The 25,718-nt window shown below is 66.7% G+C and carries 22 protein-coding genes and 1 pseudogene; 14 read left to right on the top strand and 9 right to left on the bottom strand.

The window, feature by feature from the left end; all coding sequences use genetic code 11:
* Nucleotides 1-181 precede the first annotated feature (181 nt).
* The 5 genes from J8I87_RS18865 to J8I87_RS18845 all read left to right on the top strand — a co-directional run bounded on the left by J8I87_RS18865 (nucleotide 182) and on the right by J8I87_RS18845 (nucleotide 3,834).
* Nucleotides 182-679, top strand: a complete 498-nt coding sequence (locus J8I87_RS18865) for a CreA family protein (RefSeq protein ID WP_209933243.1) — start codon at nucleotides 182-184, stop codon at nucleotides 677-679.
* A 68-nt stretch (nucleotides 680-747) separates the two neighbouring features.
* Nucleotides 748-1,575: an AraC family transcriptional regulator gene (locus J8I87_RS18860; RefSeq protein ID WP_209933241.1), complete on the top strand. Its 828-nt coding sequence runs from the start codon at nucleotides 748-750 to the stop codon at nucleotides 1,573-1,575.
* A 270-nt stretch (nucleotides 1,576-1,845) separates the two neighbouring features.
* Nucleotides 1,846-2,517, top strand: coding sequence for an AzlC family ABC transporter permease (locus J8I87_RS18855; protein WP_209933335.1), 672 nt, complete (start codon nucleotides 1,846-1,848; stop codon nucleotides 2,515-2,517).
* On the top strand, nucleotides 2,514-2,837 hold the full coding sequence (locus tag J8I87_RS18850) for an AzlD domain-containing protein (RefSeq protein WP_209933239.1): 324 nt from the start codon (nucleotides 2,514-2,516) through the stop codon (nucleotides 2,835-2,837). Before J8I87_RS18855 ends, J8I87_RS18850 begins: the two co-directional genes overlap by 4 nt.
* 232 nt (nucleotides 2,838-3,069) lie before the next feature.
* Nucleotides 3,070-3,834, top strand: a complete 765-nt coding sequence (locus J8I87_RS18845) for a DUF4088 family protein (protein ID WP_209933237.1) — start codon at nucleotides 3,070-3,072, stop codon at nucleotides 3,832-3,834.
* Nucleotides 3,835-3,896: 62 nt separating this feature from the next.
* Here J8I87_RS18845 and J8I87_RS18840 read toward each other — a convergent pair whose 3' ends face one another.
* The 3 genes from J8I87_RS18840 to J8I87_RS18830 form a co-directional block, all read right to left on the bottom strand.
* Nucleotides 3,897-6,086, bottom strand: coding sequence for an ATP-dependent helicase (locus J8I87_RS18840; protein WP_209933334.1), 2,190 nt, complete (start codon nucleotides 6,084-6,086; stop codon nucleotides 3,897-3,899).
* A 204-nt stretch (nucleotides 6,087-6,290) separates the two neighbouring features.
* Complete coding sequence (locus J8I87_RS18835; protein WP_209933235.1) at nucleotides 6,291-6,551, bottom strand: hypothetical protein; 261 nt, start codon at nucleotides 6,549-6,551, stop codon at nucleotides 6,291-6,293.
* 79 nt (nucleotides 6,552-6,630) lie between these two features.
* Nucleotides 6,631-7,095 (bottom strand): hypothetical protein, encoded by a 465-nt coding sequence (locus tag J8I87_RS18830; RefSeq protein WP_209933233.1) that lies wholly within the window; start codon nucleotides 7,093-7,095, stop codon nucleotides 6,631-6,633.
* Nucleotides 7,096-7,411: 316 nt separating this feature from the next.
* On the opposite strand from J8I87_RS18830, the gene J8I87_RS18825 reads away from it, so the two are divergent.
* The 4 genes from J8I87_RS18825 (at nucleotide 7,412) to fumC (ending at nucleotide 12,839) form a co-directional block, all read left to right on the top strand.
* Nucleotides 7,412-7,630 carry an RNA-binding S4 domain-containing protein gene (locus tag J8I87_RS18825; RefSeq protein WP_209933231.1) on the top strand — a complete coding sequence of 73 codons (219 nt, stop codon included), beginning with the start codon at nucleotides 7,412-7,414 and terminating at the stop codon, nucleotides 7,628-7,630.
* A gap of 202 nt (nucleotides 7,631-7,832) precedes the next feature.
* Nucleotides 7,833-9,236, top strand: a complete 1,404-nt coding sequence (locus J8I87_RS18820; RefSeq protein ID WP_209933229.1) for an MATE family efflux transporter — start codon at nucleotides 7,833-7,835, stop codon at nucleotides 9,234-9,236.
* Between the two features lie 453 nt (nucleotides 9,237-9,689).
* The gene (locus tag J8I87_RS18815; RefSeq protein ID WP_409518769.1) at nucleotides 9,690-11,378 is read left to right on the top strand and encodes a phospholipase D family protein; all 1,689 of its coding nucleotides are present in this window, start codon (nucleotides 9,690-9,692) and stop codon (nucleotides 11,376-11,378) included.
* Nucleotides 11,379-11,438: 60 nt separating this feature from the next.
* A complete protein-coding gene (gene fumC / locus J8I87_RS18810) occupies nucleotides 11,439-12,839 on the top strand; it encodes a class II fumarate hydratase (protein ID WP_209933227.1) in 1,401 nt (466 codons plus the stop codon).
* 150 nt (nucleotides 12,840-12,989) lie between these two features.
* On the opposite strand, the gene J8I87_RS18805 is transcribed toward fumC, so the two are convergent.
* The 4 genes from J8I87_RS18805 to J8I87_RS18790 form a co-directional block, all read right to left on the bottom strand.
* Complete coding sequence (locus tag J8I87_RS18805) at nucleotides 12,990-13,496, bottom strand: acyl-CoA thioesterase (protein ID WP_209933225.1); 507 nt, start codon at nucleotides 13,494-13,496, stop codon at nucleotides 12,990-12,992.
* Between the two features lie 166 nt (nucleotides 13,497-13,662).
* Nucleotides 13,663-14,700, bottom strand: coding sequence for a GlxA family transcriptional regulator (locus J8I87_RS18800; protein WP_209933332.1), 1,038 nt, complete (start codon nucleotides 14,698-14,700; stop codon nucleotides 13,663-13,665).
* An 88-nt stretch (nucleotides 14,701-14,788) separates the two neighbouring features.
* A complete protein-coding gene (locus J8I87_RS18795; RefSeq protein WP_209933224.1) occupies nucleotides 14,789-16,054 on the bottom strand; it encodes an MFS transporter in 1,266 nt (421 codons plus the stop codon).
* A 124-nt stretch (nucleotides 16,055-16,178) separates the two neighbouring features.
* Entirely contained in the window at nucleotides 16,179-16,319 is a 141-nt protein-coding gene (locus tag J8I87_RS18790; RefSeq protein ID WP_209933223.1) for a hypothetical protein, read from the bottom strand.
* Between the two features lie 177 nt (nucleotides 16,320-16,496).
* On the opposite strand from J8I87_RS18790, the gene J8I87_RS18785 reads away from it, so the two are divergent.
* Nucleotides 16,497-17,210, top strand: a complete 714-nt coding sequence (locus tag J8I87_RS18785) for a helix-turn-helix transcriptional regulator (protein ID WP_209933222.1) — start codon at nucleotides 16,497-16,499, stop codon at nucleotides 17,208-17,210.
* A gap of 173 nt (nucleotides 17,211-17,383) precedes the next feature.
* The gene (locus tag J8I87_RS18780) at nucleotides 17,384-20,254 is read left to right on the top strand and encodes a DUF6600 domain-containing protein (protein WP_245254009.1); all 2,871 of its coding nucleotides are present in this window, start codon (nucleotides 17,384-17,386) and stop codon (nucleotides 20,252-20,254) included.
* 109 nt (nucleotides 20,255-20,363) lie between these two features.
* Here the strand turns inward: J8I87_RS18780 and J8I87_RS18775 are convergent, their stop codons facing one another.
* Both J8I87_RS18775 and J8I87_RS18770 read right to left on the bottom strand, forming a co-directional pair.
* A complete protein-coding gene (locus J8I87_RS18775) occupies nucleotides 20,364-21,335 on the bottom strand; it encodes a thymidylate synthase (RefSeq protein ID WP_209933221.1) in 972 nt (323 codons plus the stop codon).
* 307 nt (nucleotides 21,336-21,642) lie between these two features.
* Nucleotides 21,643-23,037 (bottom strand): sigma-54 dependent transcriptional regulator, encoded by a 1,395-nt coding sequence (locus J8I87_RS18770; RefSeq protein WP_209933219.1) that lies wholly within the window; start codon nucleotides 23,035-23,037, stop codon nucleotides 21,643-21,645.
* A gap of 546 nt (nucleotides 23,038-23,583) precedes the next feature.
* On the opposite strand from J8I87_RS18770, the gene J8I87_RS18765 reads away from it, so the two are divergent.
* The 3 genes and pseudogenes from J8I87_RS18765 to J8I87_RS44775 all read left to right on the top strand — a co-directional run.
* Nucleotides 23,584-24,075, top strand: a complete 492-nt coding sequence (locus J8I87_RS18765) for a hypothetical protein (RefSeq protein WP_209933216.1) — start codon at nucleotides 23,584-23,586, stop codon at nucleotides 24,073-24,075.
* 141 nt (nucleotides 24,076-24,216) lie between these two features.
* Nucleotides 24,217-24,939 carry a hypothetical protein gene (locus tag J8I87_RS44780; protein WP_245254008.1) on the top strand — a complete coding sequence of 241 codons (723 nt, stop codon included), beginning with the start codon at nucleotides 24,217-24,219 and terminating at the stop codon, nucleotides 24,937-24,939.
* Between the two features lie 461 nt (nucleotides 24,940-25,400).
* Nucleotides 25,401-25,607: pseudogene (locus J8I87_RS44775) on the top strand (peptidase C39); the annotation flags it as partial.
* Between the last annotated feature and the right edge of the window lie 111 nt (nucleotides 25,608-25,718).

Here is a 25,718-nt window from a genome sequence, read left to right as displayed (position 1 = left end):
CAAAATTCAAAGGCCCGCATCCGTGCGGGCCTTTTCTTTTTTCTCCTTCCGTCTTTTCTCCCTTTTCCACGCCTCTTTGGTCGACGGCTTTTCCGACGCAATGGTCGGCGACGGCAACCAGGTTACGATGGCGTTCTCACCGGCAATCGCCCCGACAGCCGCCCATTCTTCCGGTCAACTGATGAAAATCGCTCCCTGCAAGCCCGATGCGCGCACCACCGTCATCGCCAGCGCTTTCGCCGCGTGTGCGTGCGCGCCGCTCGCGTACGCCGAAGAAGTCGCCAGCGTCAACACGAACTTTCACCTCACCGGCTCGGACCGCGTGGTCGTCGAGGCATACGACGATCCCGGCGTTGAAGGCGTCACCTGCTACGTGTCGCGAGCCCGCACGGGCGGCATCAAGGGGACGCTCGGCATCGCCGAAGATCCGACGGAAGCGTCGATCGCCTGCCGACAGGTCGGGGCCATCAAGATCCCCGAGCCGCTGCGCCAGCAGGCCGACGTGTTCACGGAACGGATGTCACTCATCTTCAAGACGCTGCACGTGGTGCGCGTCGTCGATACGAAGCGCAACACGCTCGTCTATCTGACCTACAGCGACCGCGTCACGACGGGCAGCGCGAAAAACAGCGTCACGGCTGTGCCAATGCCGGCCGGCACGACGGTCCGTGTCCGGTGAACGCGCCGATCAAGCAGGCCGAAGGGGACAAGGCGCGGTAAACTGTCAGGTCCACCCGGACATCGACCATGACCTCGACGCGCTTTCGCGATAACGCCCGTTACTGGCGCACGCCGCTTATGCCTGGCGCGGATCTGCTCACGGCCGAATATCACGATCACGAGTTCACGCCGCACTGGCACGACGCGTACACGATTCCCGTGATCGAGGCGGGCGCGGAAGCGTATCGCTATCAAGGTTCGCGTTACGTCGCTGAAGCGGGCAGCGTGCCCATCATAAATCCGGGCGAAGTGCACACAGGCTCGCGGGCAATCGACGAAGGCTGGCGCTATCGCGTGATGTACGCGCCCGTCGATTTCATTCATGCGCTCGCTGAAGACATCGCGGGCCGCGCGCAGCCACTGCCGTGGTTCGATGCCGACGTGATCCGCGATTCCGACCTGGCCGTGCGGCTTGCGCACGCGCACCGGCTGCTCGAAGCGAACGGCGATCCCCTCGTCGCGGAAACAGCGATGCTCGACGCGCTGTCGACGCTGCTCGTGCGCTACGGCCGCACGCGCCCCGATGCGCCCCATCTCGCCAATGGCGACCCGCGCGTCGTGACGATGAAGGAACAACTGGCGGGCGATCTCGCCGCGCCGCTCAAGCTCGCGGACCTCGCCGACGCGGTCGGCCTGTCGCAGTTTCACGCCGCGCGCCTGTTCACCCGCGCGACGGGCCTGCCGCCGCACGCGTGGCGCAACCAGGTCCGGCTGCAACGCGCGCTGGCGCCGTTGCGCGCCGGTGCGTTGGTGGCCGACGTGGCGGCCACCAACGGCTTCACCGATCAAAGTCACTTCACGCGGCATTTCCGGCGCATGTTCGGCGTGCCGCCGGGGCGTTGGCAGTCGTCCTGAGGCGAATGCGCCGCGGTGAAGCGGACGCAGGCGCCGCGCGCTGCGGAAAGCCGCTGCGGGCCCGGCCAGGACGACGCCGACACACGACCACGCCACGCGCGGCGCACGCGCGATACACGCCCGCCGCACGCCCACGAGCGCAAGAACGTACAAGCCGCCGCTCCCCTCGCCCGCTATCCTCGGCACATCGAGGAGAAAAGATTGACTCACCCTGCACAACCCACTCACCGTCTCAAGGAATTCACGGCTGGCGCCCGCGACACGATTCCGATGATCGTCGGCGCTACGCCGTTCGGCGTCATCTTCGGGACGCTCGTCGCATCTGGCCCGCTGCAGCTGTGGCACGGCCAGTTGATGTCGCTGATCGTGTTCGCCGGCTCCGCGCAGTTCATCGCGCTCGGTCTGATCGCGGGCCACGCGAGCTATGCCGTCGTCTGGGCGACCACGCTCGTCGTGAACGCCCGCCACGTGCTCTACAGCGCAACGCTCGCGCCGTACGTGTCACACCTGCCGCCGCGCTGGCGCTGGACGCTCGGCGGCCTGCTCACCGATGAGGTATTCGCCGTCGTATGGGCGCACTACCGGCTGCATCCGCCGGGCTCGGTCGGGCCGTACTACTTTCTCGGCTCCGGCCTGTCGATGTACATCAACTGGCAGATCTGGACGCTCGTCGGCCTGCTGTTCGGCGCGGCATTTCCCGCTCTGCAGTCGCTCGGGCTCGACTTCGCGATGGTCGCGACGTTCATCGCGATCGTCGTGCCGCAACTCGTCGCCGTGCGTTATCTGGCCGCGGCGGCCACGGCGGGCGCGCTCGCGTTCTTCTGGCAAGACTGGCCGTACAAGCTCGGCCTGCTGGGCGCGGTGTTCGCGGGCGTCGCGGTCGGCGTGCTGCTGTCGCTGCCGGCGCTCCAGCGCACCCGCACGGCGGAGGTTGCGCAATGAACTACGTGCTGCTGATTCTCGGCATGGCCGTCATTACGTGGCTGATCCGCGCGGCCGTGTTCGTGCTCGGCGACCGGATCGTGTTTCCGCCGCTCGTGCGCACCGCGCTCGGCTTCGTGCCCGTCACCGTGCTGACGGCGATCATCGTGCCGATGGCGATCTCGCCGCACGGCACGCAAGCCGAATTGAGCTGGCGCAATCCGCAACTCGTCGGCGCGCTTGCCGCCGTCGCCGTCAGTGCGCTCACGCGCCGCCCGCTGCTGACCATCGCGGTCGGGCTGGCCGTCTTCTTCCTGTGGCAGGGCGTCGTCCTGAAGTGACGGCTGACTGATGCCGTCGCGCGTCATCTGAGCGGACGGCGCGCCGCCCTCAAGTTCCCTTTCAATCCGCCGATAAACACTCGTGGTCCGTGAACCAGTGAGCGTCTGTCGGCGCGAAACTGGCATGCCGGACCGAACCGCGCCGTACATCGGTGCCGCCGACGCGCGGGGGCGCGCGGGACGAGGCGAAGGCCTTGACGGTGTCGGCGTGGTCGACGAAACGGGATAAGACATGGGTCAGATTACCCTTCACATCAAGGACGAAACGCTCGCATCCTTGCGGAAAGATTTCGACGCGTTCGTGCGGGTCTCGCTCAAGCTGGACCCGCAGTTCGCGACGCCGTCGTTCGAGGATTTTCTGCGCGCGAAGCTCCTCGACAACATGGTGCCGCTGACCGAGCATGCCGTGCAGCGGATGCTGCAAGGCGGCCAGTACGCGTGGGCGAAACGCACGCTGGACAAGGAGTTCCCGGACGTCGTCGCGATCCTGATGAAGCAGGCGAACGAGTTCGGCTTCGGCTTTGCCGCGCGTTCCGAATGGACGCCGGAAGAACTGGCGAAGCAGAGCCGCGAATGGGCGGCCGCGATCGTCAAGGAAGCGGAAGGCGCGCCTGCGCTGATCGATCCGCTCGCCGCGCAGATCAAGTCGGCCGCTCAGGACATCCAGGCGCTCGAAGAGGTGATGCAGACGCCCGCGTGGCGTCTCGCGGAATCGCTGCGTCAGCGGGTGTATGAGGCGAAGGTCGCGTGCGAGACGAGCGTCGGCAGCGCGGCGCGCGAAAAGCTCGGCGAACTGCGCGGACTGTTGCGTCTGGGCATTTCACACGGCTCGTTCCAGAAGCAGGAAGCGCAACAGATCATGGAATATCTGCGGCTGCTGAAGCCGGAGATCTTCGTCGAAGAGCCGTACGACGTGTTCACGCGGCTCGCCGCCTGGCTGCGCAACTTCTTCATGCCGCCGCCACGGCCGCAGCAGCAACAGCGGCACTCGCGCTGACAGTGCGAGGCGGCAGCGTCACGCGCCGCCTTGGCCGTCGAACCTCGCGCGTCGCGGCAAGCTCAGTCCCACATCTTTCTGAGCTTCGCCGCGATTTCTATTTTGGCCTGCGCCGCGGCCGCGAGCCCGGCCCGCGTCGGCGCAGCCACGACGGGCGCGGGCGGCCATGCATGCGAATCGAACAGCGGCAGCAGATGCGGCGGGATGAAGCGCGTACGCGACGCCCACACGTGCGCGTCGCCGAGATGCGTCTGGTTGTGCACGTAGAACCGTTGCGGCATCACGATATGCAGGTCTTCCTTCGCGCGCGTCATCGCGACATACAACAGCCGCCGCTCCTCATCGATTTCCGCTTCGCTGCCCGTGCCGAGATCGGAAGGGATGCAGCCGTCGACGCCATTGAGCACGAACACGTTGCGCCACTCCTGCCCTTTCGCCGAGTGAATAGTGGAGAGAATCAGATAGTCCTCGTCGATCAGCGGGACGCCGGATTCGTCGCTGGTGGCGTCTGGGGGATCGAGCGTCAGCTCCGTCAGAAAACGCTCGCGCGACGCGTACGTGCCCGCGATGCTCTCCATTTGCACGAGATCGGCCTGGCGGATCGACGCGTCCTCGTGATTGCGCTCGAGATGCGGTTCATACCAGCGGCGCACTTTCTCGAACTCCGCAGGCCACGGCGTCTGCCGCGCGCACACCGACGTCATCAGCGCAACGAACGGACGCCAGTCTTCGAGCGCGCGCGCCGGTGGCGCGAAGGCCGCGAGCGCGCTCGCCGCGCAACCGGAAACGGCTTGCGCGCGATCCGTCGCGCCGCCTGACGCAAGCGCGTCGGCGCGCGCAGCGATGTCATCGAGCACACGCGCCGCCGTCGCCGGCCCCACGCCCGGCAGCAGTTGCATGACGCGAAAGCCCGCAACGCGGTCGCGCGGATTCTCCGCCCAGCGCAGCACGGCCAGCACGTCCTTCACGTGGACGGAATCGAGAAACTTCAGGCCACCGAACTTCACGAACGGAATGTTGCGCCGCGTCAGCTCGATTTCGAGCACGGCGCTGTGATGCGCGGCGCGAAACAGCACGGCCTGCGCCTTCAGCTTCATGCCCGCTTCGCGCGCGGCCAGCACCTGCTCGACGATATAGCGCGCCTGGTCGGCATCGTCGGCGACGGTGACGAGATGCGGGCGTTGCGCCGACGCCTTGTCGGTCCACAGGTTCTTCGTATAGCGCTCCGTCGCAAGGCCGATCACCGCGTTCGACGCTTCGAGGATCGGCTGCGTCGAGCGGTAGTTGCGCTCGAGTGTGACCTGCTTTGCGGGCGGATCGAAATGCGCAGGAAAATCGAGGATATTGCGCACGGTCGCGCCGCGAAACGAATAGATCGATTGCGCGTCGTCGCCGACCACTGTCAGCCCACGCCCATCGGGCTTCAGCGCGAGCAGGATCGACGCCTGCAGACGGTTGGTGTCCTGATACTCATCGACGAGCACGTGATCGAAGCGGCCCGAAAGATCGGCGGCGATCGCGGGCTCGGCGGCCATGTGCGACCAGTAGAGCAGAAGGTCGTCGTAATCGAGCACGCTCTGCTTCTGCTTCGCATCGACGTACGCGGCGAACAGCGCGCGCAGGTCAGCTTCCCATTCGCGGCACCACGGGAACGCGCCATTGAGCACATCGGCGAGCGGCGCACCCGTGTTCACGACGCGCGAATAGATCGCAAAGCACGCCGACTTCGACGGAAAACGCTTTTCCTTCGCGGAGAAGCCGAGTTCGTGTCGCACGAGGTTCATCAGGTCGGCGGAATCTTCGCGGTCGTTGATCGTGAACGTCGGCGACAGCCCGATCAGGTCCGCGTATTCGCGCAACAGGCGCGCGCCGACGCCATGGAACGTGCCCGACCACGTGAGTCCCTGCGCCAGCGCGGCGCGCGTGCCGAGCGCCGCGCCCGCGATGCGCGTGACGCGCCGGGTCATTTCGAGCGCCGCGCGGCGGGAGAAGGTGAGCAGCAGAATGCGGCGCGGATCGGCGCCCTTGACGACCAGATTGGCGACGCGGTGCGCGAGCGTGTTCGTTTTGCCCGAGCCCGCGCCCGCGATGACGAGCAGCGCGCCCGACGCACGCGTGAATTCGTCGGTGCCGTATTCGACGGCTTCGCGCTGCGCTTCATTGAGCTTCGCGAGCCAGTCGGCGGCGGCGGCCGACGGCGAATCCGTCGCGGCGGACGACGAGGAAGACGGGAAATCGGCGACGGAAAGCACGGTCGGCGTGTTGGAGAGTGAAGGCGACGCATACTGTATATCCGTACAACCCGTCGCGACAAGCGCCCCATTTTCCGCGTCGCGCGCCGCACCGATGTGCAAAGAGAAAGCCCGGCGCGCGCCGGGCTTTCTGTTGCGCCAAACGGCACGAAGCCGCCTCGCGGATAACACGCGGATAACCCCGGATAACAAGCAGAAGAACGCCTACTGCGACTTCGCGTCCTTCAACCTGGCTTCGGCGTTGGCCTTGTCGGCGTCGGCCTGCGCGTCGGCCTTTTTCCTGTCCGCCTTTGCCTGCGCAACGTCCGCCTTCTTGTTGGCCTTCGCCTGCTCCTTGGCCGCCTTGCTGTCGGCGTGCGTCATCGGCTCGGTAGCGGGATCGTGCGTCTGCGCGACGGCGAACGTCGTCACGCTTCCGGCGATCAGCGCTGCGCACAGCGCGCTCATGCTCGTGTTGATCTTCATTTTGTCCTCCCTCATCGAATGTCAGAACGGCTCACACGCGCGCGCGAAAGCATGCACGAACGCACGCGCAATCCGCCGCCTAGTTGTGCGCTTCGCCCGATGCCGCCGCGCCCGCGGACTGGCCCTGCATCTCGGCCTTCAATTCATTCGACGCAGCCGCCTTGTCCGCCTTCTGGTTCATCTTCGCGTTGCGCACCTGGTTCGTGTACTCGTCCTTCGCAGCCTTTTGCTGTTGCTTCAGCTGCGCCTTCGACGCGTTCTTCTGCGCGCGATATTCGGCATTCGCTTCGGCATCGGCGTTGCGCTTCTGGACAAGCGGGTCGGTCGGGCCGGACGCCGTCAGGTTCCGCGGCGCCGGTGTCGGGATCTGGACGCCTTGCCCGGCAGGCGCCTGCGCAGGAGCCTGCGCGGGAGCCTGCATCTGGACCTGCGCCTGGGCGGCCGGGTCCGCCGAAGGCTGAGCGGCTGTCTGAGCGACCGCGGCAGTCGACGCAAACGCAGTCAGCGCAGAACCGATCAGGAGCGTACGAAGCTGGATAGTCATGGCAATCCTCTCTGAAGTTTGTCGATGTCGGCACGCGGGCGGCGCTTTATTGCCTGACGCAGACGCCGCGCCCGCGTTGTTCGCCTGCCGCAAAAACGCAGCAGGCTATTCCAAAGACCGGGCGCTGACGAGTGAAGTTCGCCCGCAAATCAGACTGTTACTCACCGTTTCATTTCCTGACAACTGAATAACATCTGCTTGCATGTGCCCGGTTTGGCGCCATGCGCCCGCGCTTCGAGCGTCGCGCGCAGCGCTATGGCTTATCATGCGAGTCGTTTTTTCCAGACCTGCCGCCCGCTCTGCGGCCGCAACCGACATGCCCAACCTCGATTTCACCCTCACCGGCGACTACGTCGAACTCCACAACCTGCTGAAGATTACTGGCCTTGCGGATAGCGGCGGTTCGGCGAAAGCGATCGTCGCCTCGGGCGCGGTCACCGTCGACGGCCAGGTCGAGACGCGTAAAACCTGCAAGATTCGCGCGGGCCAGGTCGTATTGCTCGGCGACACACGCATTGCCGTCCACGAGGCCTGACGGTCACGGCGATGCTCACGCGTGGCCGCAAGGCTGGCGGGCATGCCGTCCGCCGCGCAGCCGCAGCCAACCCGCACCACCAATGTGCCTGCTCATCGACAGCGCCGCGTTCCCGCAATAAGCTGTCCGTCTGCCGATAAAAACAAACGCGCGCCATTTGCCACGCGCGCTACGCGATTTTGCGCATCAAGCGCTTCGAAACATGAATCCAACCGGAATGTCCCGCGCGCTCAGCGGGCCGCCCACGCTGTCGCGTCATGCCGCCGATACCGCGCGCCTCGCCGCGCCGCTCGCGATCGCCCAGTTGTCGCAAATGGCGATGAGCGTCACCGATACCGTCCTGCTCGGCTCGCTCGGCCCCGACGCGCTCGCGGCGGGCGGTCTCGGCGCGAACCTGTTCTTCGTCGTCGTGACGCTGCTGCAAGGCGTGCTGACGTCCGTCAGCGTGAGCGTGTCGCATGCGCGCGGCGCGCAGGCCGAGCATCGCGTGCCGCACATCTACTGGACGGGCTTCGTGCTGTCGCTGCTGCTGTCGGTGCCGGCGTTCACGCTGCTGTCGTTCGCGACGCCCATCCTGATGGCGTTCGGCGAACCGGCGCTGCTCGCGCACAACGTCGGCGAGTACTGCGCGGTGCTGCGCTGGGGCGCGCCCGGCAGCCTGATCGGCATCGGGCTGATGCGCTCGTTCCTGCCCGCCATCGGCGCGGCGCGGCGCCTCTTGTGGGTGTCGATCGGCGGCGTGTTCGTCAATGCGTTTCTCAACTACGGGCTGATCCACGGCGCGTATGGCTTGCCGCGCCTCGGCTTCCTCGGCTCGGCGGGCGCGACGACGTTCACGGTGTGGGGCACTGCGCTCACGCTGATGGGCCTGCTGCATCTGCGGCCGCGCTTCAGGCATTTCGTGACGGCCACCCGCCCCGACGTGCCGCTGATGGGCGAACTGTTCGGTATTGGCTGGCCGGTGGCGATCACGTACGGCGTCGAGTCGACGCTGTTTCTCGCAACGGGGTTGATGGTCGGCCTGCTCGGCGAGTCGCAGCTCGCCGCCCACCAGATCGCGCTGAATGTCGCGTCAGTGGCGTTCATGGTGCCGCTCGCGATCGGTCAGGCGGCGAACGTGCGCGTCGGCTTCTGGTCCGGTGCGGGGCAGCCGCTCGCCGCGCGCCATGCGGGCTTCGTCGCGCTGGCGCTCGGCGTCGCCTTCATGAGCGTGTCGGGCTTGCTGCTGATCACGGCGCCGCGCTTCATCGTCGGGCTGTATCTGCATCTCGATGATCCCGCCAACGCGCCGACCGTCGCTCTCGCCAGCTCGCTGCTCGGCGTGGCGGCCATCTTCCAGATCGTCGACGGCATGCAGACGGTCGGCTCGGGATGTCTGCGCGGACTGAAAGACACTCGCGTGCCGATGGTGGCCGCCGCGCTCGGCTATTGGGGCATCGGCTTTCCGACGGGCTACACGCTCGCGTTTCATTTCGGGCTTGGCGCGCGCGGACTGTGGTGGGGACTTGCAGCGGGGCTCGCGAGCGTCGCGCTGCTGATGACGCTGCGTTTCCACAAGAAAAGCCTGCATCGGATGGACGACGGACGATCGGCGTCCACGGCCTGAGCGCGGGTGCGTTGAGGCCGCGCCGCGCACGGAGGTCACCGTGCTATACCGATGTTGCGCGCACGTCACGACGGCGCTGTGTTTGCGTTGCGCGCGCAAGCAATCTGGCGCCATACGCTTGCGCGGCGGGTGGAATGCGACGCCCGGCGGCCGCCCGTTTGTCCGCTTGACGCGCGCAGCGGCTGCCCGCTCATCCCCACACGGGCGCGCTCATGGCTCGCGCCCGCCCGCCCTGCCTGATCGCGCGACGCCCACATCAAGTCACGATCAGCCGTCGCGTTTCGACGCCACGGCGTGCGCGCCCGCATGCGTACGCCGTCGCTTCCGGCACGCACTGCGCTCGCCGAATCCGCCCTATCCGACCCCTTTCACCGATTCCTCGTAGAATGTTTTCAGTCGATACACCGGCGACGCCACGACAACCATTCGCGCCGCTCAAGTGGAGGAACAAGCGTGTCGGCCGATAACACGAACGACGCAGCCGCATTTCAGCACCAACAGAAGCAACACCCCACCCGCGCATCGCGGCACGCCTGCCGTCCGTTGCTCACGCACGCGCTCGCGCTCCTCGTGTCGGCGATGCTGCTGGCGGCATGCACGACGCGCCCGCCCGCCACGGCATTCGAGAGAACCGTCACGCACGCGCTGCCCGCGACGGGCGACACGCCGCTCGCCACCGCGCTCGCCGCGCCCGAGCGCGCGCATCCCGGCCAGTCGGGCTTTCGCGTGCTCTCGGACGGCACCGACGCGCTGCAGATGCGCATCGCGCTCGCGCGCTCGGCGACGAAGACGCTCGACATGCAGTACTACATCGCCGAGGAAGACACAACGGGCAAGCTGCTGCTCGGCGCCGCGCTCTATGCTGCGGACCAGGGCGTGCGCGTGCGCATGCTGGTCGACGATTTGAACTTCAAAGACATCGACCGCGTGATGGCCGCGCTGAACTCGCACGACAACATCGAGATCCGCGTGTTCAATCCGTTCGGTAGCACGCAGACGAGCTTCTATCAACGCAGCCGGAATTTCTTCACGCAAGTCGGCGCATTCACTCGACGCATGCACAACAAGGCGATGATCGCGGATAACCAGATCGCGATCGTCGGCGGGCGCAATCTCAGCGACGAGTATTTCAGCGCGAGCCCGACGCTGCAGTTTCGCGACATCGACGTGCTCGCCGCCGGGCCGATCACCGCCGACATTTCGGCGAGCTTCGACGCGTACTGGAACGACAGCAACGCGTATCCGCTGCGCGTGCTGAACAGCCGAAAGTTCGACCCGCACGACCTCGACGAGATGCGCGACGAGTTGCGTGCGCACTGGCGCAAGAACGCGGACCCTTACAACGCGAAACCGCTGAACGCGACGCCGCTCGCGTCACTGGTCGCAAAGGACCAACTCGGACTCGTCTGGGCAAGCGCCGAGTTCAAGGTCGATTCGCCCGAAAAACTGAAGGTGCCCGCCGACCAGTACAAGAGCCCGCCGATGCAGCGCCTCGTCGAGCTGATGCACGACGCGCAGCGGGAATTTCTCATCACGTCGCCGTATTTCGTGCCGCACCCGGCGGGCGTCGATGCGCTCGGCAAGCTCGTGCAGCGCGGCGTGACCGTCAAGGTGCTGACCAATTCGCTCGCCGCCACCGATGCCGTCGCCGTGCAGGCCGGGTACAGCCCGTACCGCGTGCCGCTGCTGCAAAACGGCGTGCAGTTGTACGAGTTCAAGCCGACCCAGGCCGAAGAGTCAGGCACGGCGGGCCTGTTCGGCTCGCGCTCGAAAGCGAGCCTGCACGCGAAGACGTATGTGATCGACCGCAGGACGCTCGTGATCGGTTCGTTGAATCTCGATCCGCGTTCCGCGCATCTGAACACGGAGCTTGCGCTCGTGATACACAGCGCGCCGCTCGCCGACGAAGTCGCGAAACTGTTCGATCAGGCGACGGCGCCTGCCGTCAGCTATCGCGTGACGCTGGCGACGCCTGCCCAGCTCGCCGTGCTGCGCAATTCCGCGACGCCGCAAGCGAAGCTCGTATGGACCGACGAAGAAAACGGCGTGATCCGCCAATACAACCTCGATCCCGGCGCGGGCTTTTACCGCAACCTGCTGACGGGTCTATTCTTGTTGCTGCCAGTCGACGAGCAGTTGTGAGGCGCGCCGCGCGCCACCTTCCCGGAAGGCTTCCCATCACCCAGTCAAGCGGAGTACAACATGACCGAAGATGTACGCATGGAACGCGATACGTTCGGCGAGATCGCCGTGCCGAACGCGAAGCTGTGGGGTGCGCAAACGCAGCGCTCGCTGCAGAACTTCAAGATCTCGACGGAAAAACAGTCGCCTGAACTGATCACCGCGCTCGCGATCATCAAGCGCGCCGCCGCCGAAGTGAACCTGAGCCTCGGCGTGCTCGACGCGACCAAGGCCAAGGCGATCATGGCCGCCGCTGACGAGATCATCGAAGGCAGGCATCCCGACGAGTTCCCGCTCGCCGTCTGGCAAACGGGCTCCGGCACGCAGACCAACATGAACCTCAACGAGGTGATCGCGAACCGCGCGAGCGAACTGATGGGCGGCGAGCGCGGCGAAGCGCGCCTCGTGCATCCGAACGACGACGTGAATCGCGGGCAATCGTCGAACGACGTGTTTCCGACCGCGATGCACGTGGCGGCGGCCGTTGGCATCGTCAAGCATGTGCTGCCGTCGCTGAAGACGCTGCGCGATACGCTCGACAGGAAATCGAAGGCCTTCGCCGATATCGTGAAGATCGGCCGCACGCACCTGCAGGACGCGACGCCGCTCACGCTCGGCCAGGAATTCTCGGGCTACGTCGCGCAGCTCGATCAGTGCGCGAAGCACATCGAGTCGGCGCTGCCGCATCTGTACCAGCTCGCGCAAGGCGGCACGGCCGTCGGCACGGGGCTCAACGCGCATCCGAAGTTCGCGGACGACGTGGCGGCCGCGATCGGCCGGCTGACGGGCCTGCCCTTCGTGTCGGCGCCGAACAAGTTCGAGGTGATGGCGGCCGCCGACGCGCTGGTGTTCGCGCACGGCGCATTGAAGACGCTCGCGGCGAGCATGATGAAGATCGCCAACGACATCCGCTGGCTCGCGAGCGGCCCGCGCTGCGGCCTCGGCGAGTTGTCGATTCCCGAGAACGAGCCGGGCAGCTCGATCATGCCAGGCAAGGTGAACCCGACGCAATCCGAAGCCGTGACGATGCTGTGCTGCCAGGTATTCGGCAACGATGTCGCCGTGAATATGGGCGGCGCGAGCGGCAATTTCGAGCTGAACGTGTTCCGGCCGATGATCGCGCATAACGTGCTGCAATCGGTCCGGCTGCTCGGCGAGGGCATGCAGAGCTTCAACGACAATTGCGCCGTCGGCATCGAGCCGAACCGCGAGCGCGTCGATCAGCTGCTCAACGAATCGCTGATGCTCGTGACGGCGCTCAATCCGCACATCGGCTACGACAAGGCCGCGCAGATCGCGAAGAAGGCGCACAAGGAACATACGACGCTGAAGGCGGCCGCGCTGGCGCTCGGCCATGTGACCGAGCAGCAGTTCGACGAATGGGTGCGTCCTGGCGACATGGTCGGCAACACGAAGCTTTAAAGCCCTTCGCGCGTAGCGAGCGAGGCTCCGCTGGCGGACATCTGCTGGCCGACATCACGGGAGCCTCGCGCCGCACGCCGTGCATGCGCAAGGCGCGCCGCCGTCCGTTACATCAGTGGGAATGGGCGGGCGGCATGCGCGCCCGCCGCGTCAGACCTTGCCCTTCGCCACTTCCTCGGGCTTCAGGTCGACGATCGCGTCGAGTGCATCTTTGACGTCCATCGCGTACTTCGCGAGGCGCTTCTGCTCTTCCGTCTGCGGCACGAACGACGGCACGGGCACGGGGCTGCCGTTCTCGTTGACGGCGACCATCACGACGAGGCAGTCCGTCGTTTGCAGCAGCTCGCCGCCTTTCGGATCGCCGGCATGCACCGACACGTGAATGTGCATGCTCGTGCGCCCCGTCGCGACGACGCGCGCGCGCAGCTCGACCAGATTGCCGACGTGAATCGGACGGCGGAAACGGATGTTGCCGACGCTGACCGTGACGCAATAGCGGCCTGACCAGACGGCCGCGCACGCATAGGCGGTTTCGTCGATCCATTTCATCAGCGCCCCGCCGTGCACTTTGCCGCCGAAATTGACCGAAGTCGGCTCGGCGAGAAAGCGGAACGTGGTTTCTGAACGATCCAGCGGCGCGGAGGTTGGCGTGCTCATCTTGACTCCCGTCAAACAGCTATCGAAAGGAGCCGATTATACGAGCGCATCGCGGCAACCGCCGTGCTTATCCCGCGTTGCGCGTGGCCCGGCTCGCGCAAAACCTGTTGCGCCGGGCATCAGGGTCCATCGAGGTCGCGCGTGCCGAGCCCGGGCGTTGCCGAACTCAGCGCAGCGCGGACGCGAAGCGCTCGCGGTAATCGAGCGGCAGCACGCCGAAGCCGCGCATGAACGCGCGCCGCAAGTTCTGCTCGCTACCGAATCCGCAGTCGAGCGCAATTCGCTTCAGCGGACGGCGCGATTCGGCCAGCGCCCGCGACGCCGCCTCCAGCCGCATCGCCGACACCGTTTTGGCGGGCGTGCGGCCCACCTCGTCGACGTAGCGGCGCGCGAAGGTGCGCGGGCTCATGCGCGCTTGCTCGGCGAGCCGCTCGACGGACAGGTCGCCATTCAGATTCGACGCCATCCAGCCGTGCAGGCTGTCGAACGCGCCGCCCGCCGACGCCTGCGCCGCGAGCGCCGCGCTGAACTGCGACTGCCCGCCCGGCCGCTTCACGAATACGACCAGCCGCCGCGCGACCTGCATCGCGACGGGATGGCCGTAATCCTCCTGGATCAGCGCGAGCGCGAGATCGATGCCCGCCGTCACGCCCGCTGACGTCCACACGGCGCGCGCATCGCCATTCGCGCCGCCGCCCGGCAGCGGCTCGCGGATGAAGATTGGCTCGGCGTCGACGCGCACGTGCGGAAAGCGACCGGCAAGACGCCTCGCGTCGCGCCAGTGTGTGGTCGCGCGGCGTCCGTCGAGCACGCCCGCCGCAGCCAGATAGAACGCGCCCGTGCACACCGAGCAGACGCGCCGCACGTGCGGCGCGCGCCGCGCGATCCAGTCGATCAGCGCGGGCTGCAGCGTGTGGCTATCGTCGACGGGCACGCCGGGCACGATCAGCGTATCGATCGGCTCGTCGTCGAGCGCATCGAGGCGCTGCGTGACGACGGGCAAGCCGGGAAACGTGTCGAGCACGCCGCCGTCGATGGAAGCGACCGTCGTGCGGTAAGCGACGGGTTCGCGCGAGGCAGGCGCGACGCGCCGCGCGTCGCGTACCGTCAGCTCGGCGCGGTGAAACGCCTCCAGCGGGCCGCACGCGTCGAGCAGCACCAGTTCCGGCGCGACGGCGAAAACGACGTGGCGCGCTTGCGGCATGGACCCGTCGCATGACGGTCTTTGCTGCGAAAAGGTATCGTCCCGTGCCTGGCTCATCGTGCAGTTCCTGTTCGACATCGAAGTGCGTTCACATCCCCGACGCGGCCACCGTGCGCCAGCGCGACCACGCGAGGGCCACGGTCGCCAGCGCCGCGAGCGCGAGGAACGGAAAGATCGCCGCGTTGACGGCCGCCCAGCCGAAATGCGCGAGCATCTGCCCCGCGCACAGCGAGCCGAGCGCCGAGAACGCAAACGTGGTGAACTCGCTCGTCGCCTGCGTCTTCGCGCGCTCGGACGGCCGGTACGACTGCGCGAGCAGCGTCGTGCCGCCGACGAACATCAGATTCCAGCCGACGCCGAGACACGCCAGCGCCGCGTAAAAATGCGGCAGATCGGTCGAGCGCAGCGCGAGCACGCCGCACAGCGCCGACAGCACGATGCCCGCGCCGATCACGCGCAGCACGCCGAAGCGCGCAATCAGGCGCGCGGAAAAGAACGATGGCGCGAACATGCCGACGAGATGCCACTGAATGATCTGCGCGCCGTCGCCGATCGAATGTCCGCACGCGACGGCGGCAATCGGCGTGGCCGTCATCACGAACATCATCACCGCGTAGCCGATCGCGTTGTTCGCCAGCGCGGCCACGAAGATCGGCTGACGGACGATTGCGCGCCACGGCCGCGCGGGCTGCCGTTGCGCGGCGTCGTCCACGTGCGGCACGGCATCGCGATAAAGCCCGGCGAGCAGCGCCATCGAAAGCAGCCCGAGCGCCGTCACGAGCGCATACGACCCGGCGAACGCGACGGGCGCGAGCCAGTCCTTGCTCCACGCGGCGAGCGCCGGGCCGAGCACGGCGGCCACCACGCCGCCCGCGAGCACCGTCGAGATCGCGCGGCTCTTGGCCTCGACGGATACGGCGTCGGCGGCGGCGAGCCGGTAGTACTGCGCAAACGCCTGAAACACGCCGACGGTCGCCGTGCCCGCGCAGAAGGCCCAGAAGCTGTGCTGAAAGATCGCGTACACGGAAATCGCACCGCCCGCCGCGCCGATGCCCGCGCCGAGCACGAAGCCCACGCGGCGACCGGTGCGCGCCATCAGGAACGACGCAAAAACCGTCGTCAGCGCCGCAGCGACGGTGATCAGCGAGAACGGCAGCGTGGCGAGCGACTTGTCGGCGGCGAGCGTGTAGCCGACCAGACCCGTCAGCGTCAGATCGATCGACACCGACGACGTGTAAAGGGCCTGGCACACGGCGAGCACGCGCGCGGCGCGCCGGCCATGCGGATCGGCGCGGCCCGGAGCGCGGGCGCGAACGGTCGAAGGGGCGGCAGGGGTGGAAGATGACGGTGGCATCGTTGGCCTCGCGGCAAGGTGACGATGCCGCATCGTCACATCGATCGAGTTGGCAGAAAGGCCAATGATGCATCAATTTCTGCCACTGCCGCACGCATTTTCGCGCGACGAGGCCGAAGACGGATCAGTTGTGGACGGTGACGCCTTCGTCGAACGTGCCGTACATCGTGATGCTGCCCGAACCGGCCGACGACGGGCCGGATCCGCCTTGCGCGCACGCGCTGCAAAAGACGACGGCGGTGACCACGGCAAACAGGATTTTCATGACTGCGTTCTTCGCAATGACAGGGAAAGCGCTTTCGATTCTAGCCTGGCGGCTTTGGCCGGCGCAGATTGCCAGGGCAAGAGACGCACGCGACAATTCACGCGAGCCTGAAACATCGAATGCGCATCACGGATAAAGTGAATGTCTGACTGACGACATCGACAACGGGAGACCGACATGACCGCTGCGCTTCCCTCCGAGCCGAATCACTTTCCCGGCCTGAGCCGCATCGGCGCGCTGCTCGCCGACCCGGGCCGCGCGGCAATGCTCTGGGCGCTGATGGACGGCACCGCGCGTCCGGCGGGCGAGCTGACGCTGATCGCCGGGCTGTCGCCGTCAGCGGCGAGCGCGCATCTCGCGCGTCTAACGGACGGCGGCCTGCTCGCGCTCGAAGTACGCGGCCGGCACCGCTATTTCCGGATCGCGTCGGCGGAAATCGCGTCGACCATCGAGGCGCTTGCCAACGTCGCGCAGGCGAGCGCGCCGCTGCGTCCCGTGCCCCGCCCCGCCCGCACGGTGCCCGTCGAGATGCGCTATGCGCGCACCTGCTACGACCATATGGCGGGTGAACTTGCCGTGTGCGTCTACGAGCGGCTGGTCGACGGCGGGCTGCTGACGGCACACGGCGACGCGCTTGACGCGACGCCCGAAGGCGCCGCGCGGCTCGCAGGGTGGGGTATCGACGTGACGCAGCAACGCACGCGCCGCAGGCGCTTTGCGTGCACCTGCCCCGACTGGAGCGAACGGCGTCCGCATCTGGGCGGCGCGCTGGGCGCGGCGCTGCTCGAAGCGTGGTCGTCACAAGGGTGGGTCGAGCGCACCGAGCGACCGCGCATCCTGCGCGTGACGCCCGCCGGTCATCGCCATTTCGACGCGTTTCTCGCCCATTGACGACGGGTTCGCCGCCAACGCATTGCGGGCGACAGGCGCGCGACAAGCGCGCGACAAATTTTGTTACAGCGCCGCCGGACTGGCTTACAAATGAGAGCGCCTTGAAACAGGCCGCGCAGGTAGAGTGACTTCGCAGGGAACCGCGTCACGCGGCGCCCGCTGGAGCGACAACCATGAAATCACTCACCACACGCGGCCCGACATTCCGGCTCACTGATTATTCGCACGATTATCCGCACGGTCGCGCAGCACATCGCGGGTCTCGCGTGGCGCTCGCCGTCGCTGGCGCATTGACGACGCTCGCGCTTCAAACGACATGGGCGCAGGACGCGCCGCCCCCCTCCACCGATGCGCCGCCCGCGCAGACGGCTCAATCCGCGCCCGACGTTGATCCGCCGGGCCGCGTCGCGCGCCTGAACTACATGGCGGGCACGGTCACGACGGAGCCGGCGGGCGCATCGGACTGGTCGTATGCGCAGGTCAACCGGCCGCTCACGACGGGCGACCAGTTGTGGAACGACAAGGGCGCGCGCTCGGAACTGCATATCGGCTCGACGGCCGTGCGCATGGGCGAGCAAACCAGCCTCGACGTCCTCAATCTCGACGACAGCAGCGCGCAGCTGAAAGTCGCGCAAGGCACGCTGTCGACGCGCGTGCGCGCGATTGCGCCCGGCTCGTCTTATGAGATCGATACGCCGAACCTCGCGCTGGGCGTGAACAGCCCCGGCGACTACCGCGTCGACGTCGCGCCCGACGGCAGCAGCACGACGGTCACCGTGCGCAGCGGCAGCGCGACCGTCTATGGCGACAGCGGCCAGGTGCCCGTCGCGGCCGGTCAGCAGATCACATTCTCGGGCACGAGCCTCCAGCAGACGGCGGACAACGGCGCGCCTGGACCAGACGGTTTCGACCAATGGGCCGCCAACCGCGACGCCGCCGAGGACCGCTCGGTGTCGGCGCGCTACGTTTCGCGTGAAATGCCCGGCTACCAGGATCTCGACGCGAACGGCACGTGGCGCAGCACGCCGCAGTACGGCGAAGTATGGGTGCCGCACCAGGAGCCTGCCGGCTGGGCGCCTTACCGCAACGGCCATTGGGTCTGGCAGGCGCCGTGGGGCTGGACATGGGTCGACGACGCGCCGTGGGGCTTCGCGCCGTATCACTATGGACGCTGGGCTTACGTCGATGATTCGTGGGCGTGGGTGCCGGGGCAGGCTGTCGCCAGCGAGCCGCCCGTCTACGCGCCAGCGCTCGTCGCGTTCGTCGGCGACGGCAGCGGCGGCAACGACTGGGGCGTGAATCTCGCCGTCGGCGGCGTGGCGGCCGCGGGTCTCGCGTGGTTCGCGCTCGGCCCGGGCGAGCCGTGGCATCCGCACTGGGGCCGCGATCACGACTGGAGTCCGCGCTACTACGAGCGCGTGAACAACACGGTGATCGTCAATAACCGCGTGAACATTCATAACACGTACGTCAACTATCGAGCGCCGGGTGCGGTCACGGCGATGCCCGCGACGGCATTCGTCCACGGCCAGCCGACCAACCACTTCGCGCACCGCGTCGATCCAGCGCAGTGGCGCAACGCCCGCTTCAGCGCGGGTGCACCGGGCATTGCGCCCGTGCGGCAGAGCTTCGGGCCGGGCATGCGCAACGCCGCTTACCGGCCGCCCGCGAACGCGACGGCGCGCCCGGTCGTCGGCACACGCAATCCAGGCGTGCCCGCCGCCTTCCATGACCGGCTCGCGCAAAACTTCGCGCAGGGCGGCCATGGACGCGTGCCCGGCGCGGGCGAGCCGCTCGTGCGGACCTCCGTGCCCGCGCGCTTCGGCGCGCAGTCGCTGAATGGCAATGGTCCCGTCGCGAACGTGCGGGTCGTGCGCTCGCATACACCAGGACAGATGCCGGGCGCTGCGCCGGGTACGCCGATGGCGGGCGGACCAGGTGCCGCCGCGGGCGGTCGGCGGCCGGGAAGCGGTGGACCGCAGATCGGCGCTCAGCAAGGGCATGCCGGCGTTCCGGGGCAGCCGCGAGGCCACGGCTTCGAGCCGGGACAGGGGGCGGGCGCTCAGCCGCCGGACGAAACGCAGATCAACGGACAGCCGATGCGCGGCGTTCCGGGTCAGGCAGGCCACGGTTCAGCGCCGGGACAGATGGCCGGTCAACGGCCTGAGCAGCCGGGTCAGGCGGGGAACGGCGTGCCGCGTCCTCCGCAATTCGCGGGCGGCCATCCGCTGAATGACCTGCCGCAGCACGCGGGCCAGCCGGCGGGAGCGCAGCGGCCGGACACGGCCGCCAGCCCGCAGCTCGAGCCCGTATGGACTCGACACCACGCGCCGATGGCGCAGCAACGTGCGAATCCGCAGCCGTTCGCGGCCGCGCAGGGACCGGGACAACGGCCGCCGACATCGCAACCGGGTCAACCCGCGCAGCAGCACGAGGCCGCGCAGCGGCCGGCGAACGGCTTCGTGGGCGCCGTACAGGGACAGCCGCCGCATGGACAGGATATGCACGGACGACCGGGACAGGCTCCGATGCAGCAGGCGCAACAGCAGCCGCGTCAGGATTTTCGTCCGCAGCAGCAGGCGCAGCAGCCGCAAGGTCAGCCGCGTTCAGAGTTCCACCCGCAGCCGCAGCAGCAGGCGCGTCAGGAGTTCAGCCCGCAGCCACAACTCCAGCCGCGTCCCGAGTTCCGCCCGCAGCCTCAGCCACAGCAGCAGGCGCGTCAGGAGTTTCACCCGCAGCCACAACCCCAGCCGCGTCCCGACTTCCGCCCGCAGCCTCAGCAACAGCAGCAGGCGCGTCAGGAGTTTCACCCGCAGCCGCAACCCCAGCCGCGTCCCGAGTTCCGCCCGCAGCCTCAGCCACAGCAGCAGGCGCGTCAGGAGTTTCACCCGCAGCCGCAACCCCAGCCGCGCCCGCAACCCCAGCAGCAGCCGCAGCCGCGCCAGGAATTTCACCCGCCGCAGCAGGTACAGCAGCCGCATCCGCAGCCGCAATCTCAACCCCATCAGGCGACGGGAGGCCACGACGAGCATCACCGCGGCTAGCGCTCCTTGCGCTCAGACCGCAACAAAAAACGCCCACCGCGATCGCGGTGGGCGTTTCAACATCCAACGTCGGTTCCGATGCCCGGCGCGCCGGGCGGCCGCCTGCGCGTCAGATCGCCATCGGCGCAGTCAGCGGCTCATGGTGCCGGTAGCCGACGAGCGAGAAATCCGACGGCTCGACCTTCTCCAGCCACTCAGGCGCGTAGACGCCCGTCTTCGCGTACTCGGGCACGCGGTCCGAAATCGCGAGCTGGGGGCTTTCATATGGATCGCGAGTCAGTTGCTGCTGGAGCATGTCGAGCTGGTTCTCGTAGATATGCGCATCGCCGATGAAGTAGGTGAACCAGCGCGGCGTATAGCCCGTCAGCCGGCCGACGAGATGCAGCAGCGCCGCCCCTTCCGTCAGGTTGAACGGCGTGCCGAGGCCGACGTCGTTGCTGCGGATATACAGGCACAGCGAGATCTCGCGCTTCGTCGCGTTCGGCAGGAACTGGTACAGCAGATGGCACGCGGGCAGCGCGATTTCCTCCAGCACGGCGGGGTTCCACGCGTGAAACAGAATCCGGCGATCGGCCGGATTTTCCATGATCGTGTCGAGGCACTGGCGAAGCTGGTCAATTGCCTTGTACATCAGCACCTTGCGCACCCCGCCCTCTTCGAACTCCGTCACAGGCGCATAGCCGCGCGACGCCGCGTCTTCGAGCCGGTCGCTCGCCGTCGCATCGAGCACCTTGTACGCGGGCCACTTGCGCCATTGCACGCCGTACACGGCGCCGAGGTCATCGAGGCCTTCCCGATACGGATTCGCGAGCCACTGCGCGTTTTCGTTCGCGTTCGCGTCCCACACCTTGCAGCCGAGCGCGCGAAAATCGGCTGCGCTGCGCGACGCACGCAGAAAGCCGATCAGCTCGCCGAGCGCCGACTTGAACGCGAGCTTCTTCGTCGTCACGGCCGGGAAACCCTGCTGCAGATCGAAGCGCAACATCGCCCCCGGCATGCTGATCGTGCGGATGCCGGTGCGGTTTTCCTGCCAGCTGCCGGTATCGAGGATCGTGCGGACGAGGTCGAGGTACTGTTTCATGCGGGTTCCTTCGGCCGTGCGCGAGAGGTGCCGGCGGTTTTGGGAAAACCCCGATTCTAGCAAGCTGAACGAATGCCGGTGGGCACCGTCATTCCCCGCGGGAACGCACGGCGCGCAGCCTCGCCATGCGCGACGCCACCGTGCTGAACGGCAGGCGGCTGCGGGGTGGCGTCGAGAAGCAGAGCGCGTCGAAAATGAAAAAACCCGGCCGACCGGCTGGGTTTTTCGGAAGACACGCCGCCAGTCAGGCGACAAAGGAAGTAAGGCAACCAACGAAACCGGACGCCGAGCGTGCCGGCCGGCGCGCTCACAGATGCGGCATCGTCGATGGCAACTCCGCGTGCGGGGCGAGCGGCTCGCTCTCCATATGCCGCATGCCGTGCGAGCACAGCAGACGGTACAGCGTCACGCGCGAAATACCGAGCTCCTGCGCGGCATCGCCCAGACGTCCGCGATGACGCAGCAGCGCCAGTTCGATCGCCTGCCGCTCGGCCGCCTCGCGCGCCTGCGCGAGCGACACGGGAACGATTTCGACGTACTCGGCCAGCTCGAGATCGCGCGCGGTGATCGCGCGCCCTTCCGACATCACGATCGCGCGCCGCACGCGGTTGATCAGCTCGCGCACGTTGCCCGGCCAGCTGTAGTTGTGAAGCGCCGCGATCGCGTCGGGCGCGAACCCGCGCAACCGGCGGCTCGCGTCTTTCCTGAAACGTTCGAGCATGTGCCGCGCGAGCAGCTCGATGTCCTTACCGCGCGCGCGCAGCGGCGGCTCGTCGATCTGCAGCACGCACAGCCGGTGATACAGGTCCGAGCGGAAGCGCCCTTCGATCATCGCCGTGTTCATGTCGACGTGGGTCGCGGAAATGATCCGCACGTCCACTTCGATCGAGCCATGTCCGCCGAGCCGCTCTACCTTGCGCTCCTGCAGGAAGCGCAACAGGCTCGCCTGGCTTTCGAGCGGCAGGTCGCCGATTTCGTCGAGAAACAGCGTGCCGCCGTTCGCTGCCTCGACGCGTCCGATCTTGCGCTGGTTCGCGCCCGTGAACGCGCCGCGCTCGTAGCCGAACAACTCCGATTGCAGCAGATGCGGCGGAATCGCGCCGCAGTTGATAGGGACGAATGGCGCGTTGCGGCGCGACGAGCGCTCGTGAATGGCGACGGCCGTCAGTTCCTTGCCCGTGCCGGATTCACCCGAAATGAACACGGGCGCGTCCGTCATCGCGACCTTGCGGATCGAGCGGAACAGCGCGAGCATCGCGTCGCACGAACCGACCATCTCGCCTTCGGAGCCGCCTGGCGAAGCGTCGTTCGAAGCGGGTTCGCCGAGTGAAACCATGCCATACGCATGACCGACCGAATCGACGATCCGGTCGCCGGAGTAAGGCACAGTCACGTAATCGAAACAGTAGTCGCGCACGAGCCGGCGCAACGCGGCGTCCTGCAATTGCCCGGCCATTGTGGTCGCGACCCAGCCGACGTTGGGCATCGTCAGGCACGACTCGAATGCAGCAATTTCGTGCTGCTGAAAACAGCTCGACAGATCGAGCAGACCACCCGCCGCCATCCCCGTGCGCACCGCGCGGCGCGCGTCGCGTGCCGAACTGACCACCTCCACGTGCCAGCCGCGCTCGTGAAAACGCGTGTTCAACTCAGCGCTGGGATCTCTTGATACGTAAATCAGTTGCCGCGTGGCGGATTCCATTATTCAGATCCTCTCGTCAACGAACGTTAAGGATGACGGCATGTGCTGATCTGGATTTCGCTTTCAGGCACGCCTATTCGCACGGGATTCGCAACCGCGAAAACCGAACGGCCATTCCATTCCGTACGGACAGCTGATCCCCGAAAAACGGCGCGTGTATTGAAACGGCCCAGTACTGGGCTTTTTTAAAATTGTGTCTGTGGATGAGAGCTTACTATACGCGCGAGCCGTCGAAAACAAATATGCAAATTAAATCGTAGAGCCTTGTCCGGCAAGGGTTTGCTGGTCATGAGCATGCTCATCGAGGAGCGGTTAATTCCGTTGGAAGCGCATTCACCATACTTTTTTATCAACATACTGCACAGTCGTTGCAGATAACGCACCGATTTGAAATCCACCGTTTTAGACTGAGGTTTCAGCGCTGAAACGTTTTCACCCGATTTCGACGAGCCGGCGTCCGATCTATTTCAGCGGGGCCAATCGCATCAATGGATTGCGACGGATGGCACATGTTTCGCTAAATCTCCTGTACGAAGGAGAGACATCATGCGACTCGTTTTCCGCACCGACGCGAGGCCGATTCCGTTGCTGCCCGCCAGCCTCGCCGTGTGCGGCGCACTCGCCCTGGCGGCGCTCCCGGCCGGCGCGAGCGCACAGGAACAATCGGTCGCGAGCGGCACGACTGTAATGGCCGCGCAGCAGGCAGCCGATCTCGCAGCCGGCGAACCATCGAACGTCGCAGCGACGACGGACGAGGCGGCAGGCACGGACGCCGCAAGCGCAAGCGCGACGAGCGCGCAGGTGCTGAACATCCCCGCCGACGACGCGCTGAGCGACGTCGCGCTCCACGACCAGGTGCTGTCGCGCCAGCGCGGCGGCGCGGCGGGCATGGTGATGATGGTCGCAGCGACGCCGCAGCTGATGCGCGGCGCGTCGGTGACGCTGTGGGACGAAATCGCGCCGCCGTCACCGCTGCCCGTCCCCATCGACGCAGCCCGCGCCGCGCAAGGCAACGTCGCGAACTACCAGAGGAAGTAAAGGCAACACGGCAGCGGGCAATCGCAACGAAACGAACGCGCGTTATTTCGCAGTCCGTACCGGTTATAACGGGGATACGTAAAATGAAGGCTTCATCGGGACGCGGTGCAGCCGCGCGACGCTCGCGCTCTGGCTGGCCGCATGCGCCGGCGTGTTCACAGCGGGCCTCGCGGGCCGGGCTTTTGCGCAGGCCTGAATCCGGGCGACATCGTCGTCGAGCGCGAAGTCATGCCGCGCATCGCATATGCGCCGGTGCCGAAGGATCAGGATCCCGTGACATCGCGCGTCTCGACCTTCCCCACCAACAGCTTCAACCCAACGATGGCGCAAGTCGCGTCCGACGCCGATCTGACCAACGCGCACGGCTCGACGGGCCTCGACAGGAATGTCGCCGGCGGCGCGGGACTGCAGGCCGTCACGCGCATCCTGACGGGCAACGCCACCACCAACAACGTCGCGCTCAACTCGGGCGGCATCGGACAGCCGGCGCCGGGTATCGGCGGCAACCTTTCGCAGTCGGTGACGGGTGCGCTCGCGCCGTTGTCGACGGCGCCAGGCGGCGCGCCTGGAGGTCTCGACAAATGGACACGCTCTCGTGGCGTCGGGCGTCAGCAACGTGCAGAACAACAGCATGCGGCTTCCACATCGACGGTCTCGAAGGACACCCACGGCGCGATGGTCGCCTCGTCTGACTCGACGCAGACGGCGGCCGTGGCGTTCCACGGTTCGTTCGAAAGCACGGCGACGCTGGGCACGGGTGCGCTCAGTCATGCGACGGGCAACATCGGCGTGAACATCGCCGGCGGCGCGGGCAACGTGCAGCACAACGGCCTCGCGATCGCTTCGTTGAGCACCAGCAAGTAACAGGTAAGGAAGCGATACGGGATGCGCCGGCGGCCGTACAGCGCCGGCGCGATTTGAGCGCACCTTCGTGGATGGGACGCGAATAACGCGCCAAAGCGCCAACTCCGGTCGACCGCACCTTCGTGCATGGGACCGGAGTAAGGCGCCAAAGCGCCAACTCCGGTCGACCGCACCTTCGTGCATGGAACGCGAATAACGCGCCAAAGCGCCAACTCCGGTCGACCGCACCTTCGTGCATGGGACCGGAGTAAGGCGCTAAAGCGCCAACTCCGGTCGACAAAGGAGACCAGCATGTCCGGGTCTGAACGGCTCCCGGCGTTACAACTCGCCGTTGCGTTCGCAACTTGCTCATTGTGTGCGCAAGTGAACGCACAAGCGACCATCGACACGTCTACCCTCGCAGGTATTCCGCTTACGAAATCGGTGCACCCGATGTGCAACGGCGGCGTGACCGTCGCGCTCAGACGCCCGCCGGCCTCGCGTCGCAAACCGTTGCTCCCGGCAATGCGCAACAGGCCGGCGCAATTGCGCAACTCCTACAGATTGCAGGCAATAACCAGTACGTCGCCAACCAGTTGCAGCTCTCCTTGCAGACGGCCCAGATGTCGCCTGCGATGGCGCGCCAGGCAGCCGTACTACCAGCCCTGCAAAACGCACTCAGGAGATAACACGGGCAGCCACCCGTTGACGAGCGTCACCAGGAGGAGAAGTCGCAATGAAAAACGGCAACGCGAAGCATAAGAACGAGCCAAGCGCTGCCGGCTTTGCCGGGGGAAATA

The organism is Paraburkholderia sp. LEh10 (assembly GCF_017814945.1).
GTDB lineage: Bacteria > Pseudomonadota > Gammaproteobacteria > Burkholderiales > Burkholderiaceae > Paraburkholderia.
This window is presented reverse-complemented; position numbering and strand designations above follow the sequence as displayed.

What these genes read in the sequence shown, in the direction of transcription:
- J8I87_RS18865 (WP_209933243.1), top strand. Translation starts at nt 182, where the DNA reads ATGAAAATCGCTCCCTGCAAGCCCGATGCGCGCACCACCGTCATCGCC.
- J8I87_RS18860 (WP_209933241.1), top strand. Translation starts at nt 748, where the DNA reads ATGACCTCGACGCGCTTTCGCGATAACGCCCGTTACTGGCGCACGCCG.
- J8I87_RS18855 (WP_209933335.1), top strand. Translation starts at nt 1,846, where the DNA reads ATGATCGTCGGCGCTACGCCGTTCGGCGTCATCTTCGGGACGCTCGTC.
- J8I87_RS18850 (WP_209933239.1), top strand. Translation starts at nt 2,514, where the DNA reads ATGAACTACGTGCTGCTGATTCTCGGCATGGCCGTCATTACGTGGCTG.
- J8I87_RS18845 (WP_209933237.1), top strand. Translation starts at nt 3,070, where the DNA reads ATGGGTCAGATTACCCTTCACATCAAGGACGAAACGCTCGCATCCTTG.
- J8I87_RS18835 (WP_209933235.1), bottom strand. Translation starts at nt 6,551, where the DNA reads ATGAAGATCAACACGAGCATGAGCGCGCTGTGCGCAGCGCTGATCGCC.
- J8I87_RS18830 (WP_209933233.1), bottom strand. Translation starts at nt 7,095, where the DNA reads ATGACTATCCAGCTTCGTACGCTCCTGATCGGTTCTGCGCTGACTGCG.
- J8I87_RS18825 (WP_209933231.1), top strand. Translation starts at nt 7,412, where the DNA reads ATGCCCAACCTCGATTTCACCCTCACCGGCGACTACGTCGAACTCCAC.
- J8I87_RS18820 (WP_209933229.1), top strand. Translation starts at nt 7,833, where the DNA reads ATGAATCCAACCGGAATGTCCCGCGCGCTCAGCGGGCCGCCCACGCTG.
- fumC (WP_209933227.1), top strand. Translation starts at nt 11,439, where the DNA reads ATGACCGAAGATGTACGCATGGAACGCGATACGTTCGGCGAGATCGCC.
- J8I87_RS18805 (WP_209933225.1), bottom strand. Translation starts at nt 13,496, where the DNA reads ATGAGCACGCCAACCTCCGCGCCGCTGGATCGTTCAGAAACCACGTTC.
- J8I87_RS18800 (WP_209933332.1), bottom strand. Translation starts at nt 14,700, where the DNA reads ATGCCGCAAGCGCGCCACGTCGTTTTCGCCGTCGCGCCGGAACTGGTG.
- J8I87_RS18795 (WP_209933224.1), bottom strand. Translation starts at nt 16,054, where the DNA reads ATGCCACCGTCATCTTCCACCCCTGCCGCCCCTTCGACCGTTCGCGCC.
- J8I87_RS18790 (WP_209933223.1), bottom strand. Translation starts at nt 16,319, where the DNA reads ATGAAAATCCTGTTTGCCGTGGTCACCGCCGTCGTCTTTTGCAGCGCG.
- J8I87_RS18785 (WP_209933222.1), top strand. Translation starts at nt 16,497, where the DNA reads ATGACCGCTGCGCTTCCCTCCGAGCCGAATCACTTTCCCGGCCTGAGC.
- J8I87_RS18780 (WP_245254009.1), top strand. Translation starts at nt 17,384, where the DNA reads ATGAAATCACTCACCACACGCGGCCCGACATTCCGGCTCACTGATTAT.
- J8I87_RS18775 (WP_209933221.1), bottom strand. Translation starts at nt 21,335, where the DNA reads ATGAAACAGTACCTCGACCTCGTCCGCACGATCCTCGATACCGGCAGC.
- J8I87_RS18770 (WP_209933219.1), bottom strand. Translation starts at nt 23,037, where the DNA reads ATGGAATCCGCCACGCGGCAACTGATTTACGTATCAAGAGATCCCAGC.
- J8I87_RS18765 (WP_209933216.1), top strand. Translation starts at nt 23,584, where the DNA reads ATGCGACTCGTTTTCCGCACCGACGCGAGGCCGATTCCGTTGCTGCCC.
- J8I87_RS44780 (WP_245254008.1), top strand. Translation starts at nt 24,217, where the DNA reads ATGCGCCGGCGTGTTCACAGCGGGCCTCGCGGGCCGGGCTTTTGCGCA.